The sequence below is a fragment of the Corallococcus llansteffanensis genome (genome assembly GCF_003612055.1).
GTDB lineage: Bacteria > Myxococcota > Myxococcia > Myxococcales > Myxococcaceae > Corallococcus > Corallococcus llansteffanensis.
Window position 1 is genome coordinate 1 of sequence record NZ_RAWB01000786.1, and the last position, 3,626, is coordinate 3,626.

Consider the following 3,626-nt stretch of genomic DNA (forward strand, 5'->3'; position numbering starts at 1 on the left):
TGATGCGGCGGCCCACCCGGTCCGCGAGCATCCCGCCCAGGGGCGCGGCCAGCACCGCGCCCGCGCCGTTGAGCGACACGACGAGGCCCGTCTGCTCCACGCTGAAGCCGCGCTCGCGCGTCAGGTACAGGGCCAGGAAGGGCGCCACGAAGGACCCCAGCCGGTTGACGAAGGTGCCCACCCACAGCACCCAGTACGTCCGGGGCAGACCCCCGCCGCCGAGCGCTCTCAACAACGTGGCAATGGGATTCATGAGGGATGCCGGACGGGGAGTCGGAGGTGAGGCTGACCGCGCGCGCCAGAATGCGCCCACGCCCTGGCCGTTACCACCGGCTTCTGTTCGCGGGGCTGGACTTCCAGGGCGGGCTCCTCCAGGTTGCGCCGCCACCGACACGGGAAGGCGAAGAGCAGGGCATGGGTCAGGTCATCGGACTGCTGGGCGTGTGCCTGGTGCTGGGGGTGCTCGCCCGCCGCAGCGGCCGGTTCCCCGAAGCCACGGCGTCGGTCTTCAACGTCTTCCTGCTCAACGTGTCGCTGCCCGCGCTGGTGCTGCGCGCGATGCACCGGCTGGAGTTCGTGCCCGGGCTGCTGGTGGCCGCGGTGGCGCCCTGGCTGCTCTTCCTGGGCTCCATCGCCTTCATGCGCCTCTTCGGCCCCCGGCTGGGGCTGTCGCGCGAGTCGGTGGCGGCGCTCGTCCTCACCGCGGGGCTGGGCAACACCGCCTTCGTGGGCCTGCCCATGGCGGCGGCGCTGCTGGGGCCCGCGGGCGTGCAGGTGGCGGTGGTGGCGGATCAGCTGGGCTCGTTCCTGGTGGCGGCGACGCTCGCCACGCTGACGGCGGCGAAGGCGAACGCGGGGGCCTCACTGCCCGTGCGCGTGCTCGTGCGCAAGGTGCTGATGTTCGCCCCGTTCCAGGCGCTGGTGGTGGCACTGCTGCTGCGGCCGTTCGCCTTCCCGGACTGGCTGGAGGTGGTGCTGCAACGGCTGGGCGACCTGCTCACCCCGCTGGCGCTGTTCATCGTGGGCTTCCAGCTCCGGCTGGGCGGGCTGCGCAAGCGGGTGCCGGCGCTCGCGCTGGGCCTGTCCTACAAGCTGGTGCTCGCACCGCTCGCGGTGATGGCCGTGCTGGCGTTCCTGCCGGGGCTCGCGCTGGTGGTGAAGCAGGCCACCGTGCTCCAGGTCGCCATGGCCCCCATGGTGACGGCGACCCTCATCGCCGCCGAGTACGAGCTGGACGCGGAGCTGGCGGTGCTCATGGTGGGCGTGGGCATCCCGCTGTCGTTCTTCACCGCGCCCCTGCTCATGGCCCAGGTGCACTGACCTTCAGGGTGACCTCGGAGGACAAAAAAGAGGGAATCGCGGCTTGCCGCGACTCCCCGGTGCGCTTCGCACTCATTTTTCCGTCCATCGCCGCCGCGAGCGGATGCTCCCCGGGCGGGCTGGTCACCGTGAAGAAGGACGCTCGCTCAGGCGAGCGCCGTGGTCTCGAAGGAGAGCTCCACGCCGTTGGGCTTCACGCGCATCTGCGGGCGCGACAGCACGTGGCAGTGCGGGCAGTAGCCGTGGGCACCAGCGGGCGTGGCCCGGATGGAGACCGCGCCGCCGCACACCATGCAGCCCTCGGGAAGATCGAAGTCCGCGAATCGCTCTCCGCTCTGGGTCTCGAATTGGGTCATGCCATTGAGTTAACGCAGGATCAGCGCCGCACAAGGACGATGCACTCCAGGGTGGGCTGCAAACGTTACCGGGGGGTACACCGACTGCCCACCTGGCGACACCGCAACCCATTGGTAGGACGTGGGCAGGCTGGCACGGGGATTTCATAGCGCACACCCTCGGACAGCAGTGGGACGGGGGAGGTGTGGGATGGGCGCGGAGAACACGGTGACGGTGCGGTGCGACCGGAAGGGCTGGCGCGTGGAGGTGGAGGCCGGCGAGGGGGACGTGCGGCGCTACCGCTACGGCAGCGAGGCGCAGGCGCGCTACTTCGCGGCGGTGTTCGCCCTGGGGCCGAGCGTGCTGCCCCCCAAGGACCATGCGCGAAGGCGTCAGGGGCCCCGCTTGCCTCTACCCATGCGGCCGGCTTTCGGAGAGGCTGCGCTGCATGAGTGATGCTCCCAAGCCCAAGCCCTTCATCATTCCCAACCGGCAGCACGTCACCAAGGAGCCGGATCCCGGCGGACGCTGGTCCGCGCAGTTCCCGGAGATGATCGGCTACACCAGCCAGGGCGGCGGCAAGGTGCCGGCCGACTTCGGATGGAACACCAACCCCAAGCAGTGGCAGGAGGAGCTGACGCCGCAGACGCTGGCGGAGCGCTTCGAGGAGCTGCGCATCCTGCCGCCGAAGCAGGAAGCGCCCGCGCTGCCCGCGTCCGCCACTCCGGCGACGCCCGGCACCCCGAAGCCCTGAGCGTGTCTAGCTGAACGGCAGGCTGGCCAGCCGCTCGCGGAAGCGGGCGAGCAGGTCCCTGGCGCCGGCTTCGTTGAGACCCGCGGCTGCCTCCTGGCGGCCCTTGCGGAGGAAGACGTCGAAGGGCGCCGAGCGGCCGGTGAGCGCGCCCGCGGCCTCCACCGCTTCCTCCAGGACGCGCGCCGCGCCGGGCGAGCCCAGCTCCAGGTGCATGTCCACCTGCTCCAGCCGGACGCCGCTCGCCGCCCACACCGCGCGGTCGTGCACGGTGAGCCAGGTGCGCGTCACCTCGTCCATCGCCTCTTCGAGGAGCGCGAGGAAGGGCTCCACGAGGGAGGGCAGCACGTCCGGCCCCAGCTCCGCCTTCGCGCCCGCCTCGCGCAGCCGGCCCCGCGCCGCGACGATCTCGCGCTTGGTGGGCGTGCGCAGCGCGAGCGACGAGGACAGGGACACGAAGGCCGCGAGGCTCTCCTCCGCCTGACGCGCCAGCGCGGGCCGCTGCGCATCCGTCGCCTTCGCCGCGCGCTCCAGCCGTCCCTGCAGCGACCGGCGCAGGTCGGCCGCCGCGCCCCGGAGGGCCACGCGCGCGCCCACCTGGTGGGAGTAGCCGGGCACCACGTCCTCGCGCCGCACGTCGGCGAAGGCCGCGGCGGTGAGGTAGACGAGGTCGCCAATGCGGTTGCGGAAGTCCGCGCGCGACGCGGCCAGCTCCGACATCAGCGTCCAGCGGTCGCTCACCACCTCCGGCCGCCGCATCTGCACGCCCAGCTCCTGCACGCGCCGGGAGAGGCGCTCGGCGCTGGCGTGCAGCACGGCCTCCGCTTCCTGCGCGCGGCGCTCGTCGGAGCTGGACGGGGGCGGGGCCCAGCCGCCGTCGCTGGCGGCGGTGGACCGGGCCGGCGGGGGGAAGGCGTCGCGGATGGCGACCACGAGCCGGTTGACGTCCACCAGCGTGTCGCCGATGGCGGGCGCCATCGTCTCCCAGAGGGACAGGTCCGCGGCGTCGTCGGGCTCGGCGGTGGTGGGCTCGTACTTCACGACGTTCAGGTGGCCCAGCCGGTCGATGGCGACGGCGGCCGCCTGGTAGACCTTGCGCAGCCGCTCCGCGAAGTCCCGGTCCATCAGGGACTCGAGCAGCGTATCCAGGCGGGGGGGCAGGGCGTCCTGCGGAGGGCGGTTCTTCGGCGCGACCATGGCGCGGCACCCTAGCCCACCC

The 3,626-nt window shown here is 72.4% G+C and carries 6 protein-coding genes; 3 read left to right on the top strand and 3 right to left on the bottom strand.

Annotated elements, in window-relative coordinates; all coding sequences use genetic code 11:
• The coding region (locus D7V93_RS40130; protein ID WP_120648308.1) for an MFS transporter at positions 1-253 on the bottom strand (253 nt) is incomplete at its 3' end.
• A 161-nt stretch (positions 254-414) separates the two neighbouring features.
• Between D7V93_RS40130 and D7V93_RS40135 the strand changes: the two genes are divergently transcribed.
• Positions 415-1,320, top strand: coding sequence for an AEC family transporter (locus D7V93_RS40135; RefSeq protein WP_120648309.1), 906 nt, complete (start codon positions 415-417; stop codon positions 1,318-1,320).
• A 146-nt stretch (positions 1,321-1,466) separates the two neighbouring features.
• Here D7V93_RS40135 and D7V93_RS40140 read toward each other — a convergent pair whose 3' ends face one another.
• Entirely contained in the window at positions 1,467-1,676 is a 210-nt protein-coding gene (locus D7V93_RS40140) for a hypothetical protein (RefSeq protein WP_120648304.1), read from the bottom strand.
• A gap of 190 nt (positions 1,677-1,866) precedes the next feature.
• On the opposite strand from D7V93_RS40140, the gene D7V93_RS40145 reads away from it, so the two are divergent.
• Together D7V93_RS40145 and D7V93_RS40150 are read left to right on the top strand one after the other, a co-directional pair.
• Positions 1,867-2,112 (top strand): hypothetical protein, encoded by a 246-nt coding sequence (locus tag D7V93_RS40145; RefSeq protein WP_120648305.1) that lies wholly within the window; start codon positions 1,867-1,869, stop codon positions 2,110-2,112.
• Entirely contained in the window at positions 2,105-2,410 is a 306-nt protein-coding gene (locus tag D7V93_RS40150; RefSeq protein ID WP_120648306.1) for a hypothetical protein, read from the top strand. Before D7V93_RS40145 ends, D7V93_RS40150 begins: the two co-directional genes overlap by 8 nt.
• Before the next feature lie 6 nt (positions 2,411-2,416).
• On the opposite strand, the gene D7V93_RS40155 is transcribed toward D7V93_RS40150, so the two are convergent.
• Positions 2,417-3,604 carry a hypothetical protein gene (locus tag D7V93_RS40155; RefSeq protein ID WP_120648307.1) on the bottom strand — a complete coding sequence of 396 codons (1,188 nt, stop codon included), beginning with the start codon at positions 3,602-3,604 and terminating at the stop codon, positions 2,417-2,419.
• Between the last annotated feature and the right edge of the window lie 22 nt (positions 3,605-3,626).

Excerpts from the sequence above, each read along its gene's own strand:
- D7V93_RS40145 (WP_120648305.1), top strand. The coding sequence starts at position 1,867 with ATGGGCGCGGAGAACACGGTGACGGTGCGGTGCGACCGGAAGGGCTGG.
- D7V93_RS40140 (WP_120648304.1), bottom strand. The coding sequence starts at position 1,676 with ATGACCCAATTCGAGACCCAGAGCGGAGAGCGATTCGCGGACTTCGAT.
- D7V93_RS40155 (WP_120648307.1), bottom strand. The coding sequence starts at position 3,604 with ATGGTCGCGCCGAAGAACCGCCCTCCGCAGGACGCCCTGCCCCCCCGC.
- D7V93_RS40135 (WP_120648309.1), top strand. The coding sequence starts at position 415 with ATGGGTCAGGTCATCGGACTGCTGGGCGTGTGCCTGGTGCTGGGGGTG.
- D7V93_RS40150 (WP_120648306.1), top strand. The coding sequence starts at position 2,105 with ATGAGTGATGCTCCCAAGCCCAAGCCCTTCATCATTCCCAACCGGCAG.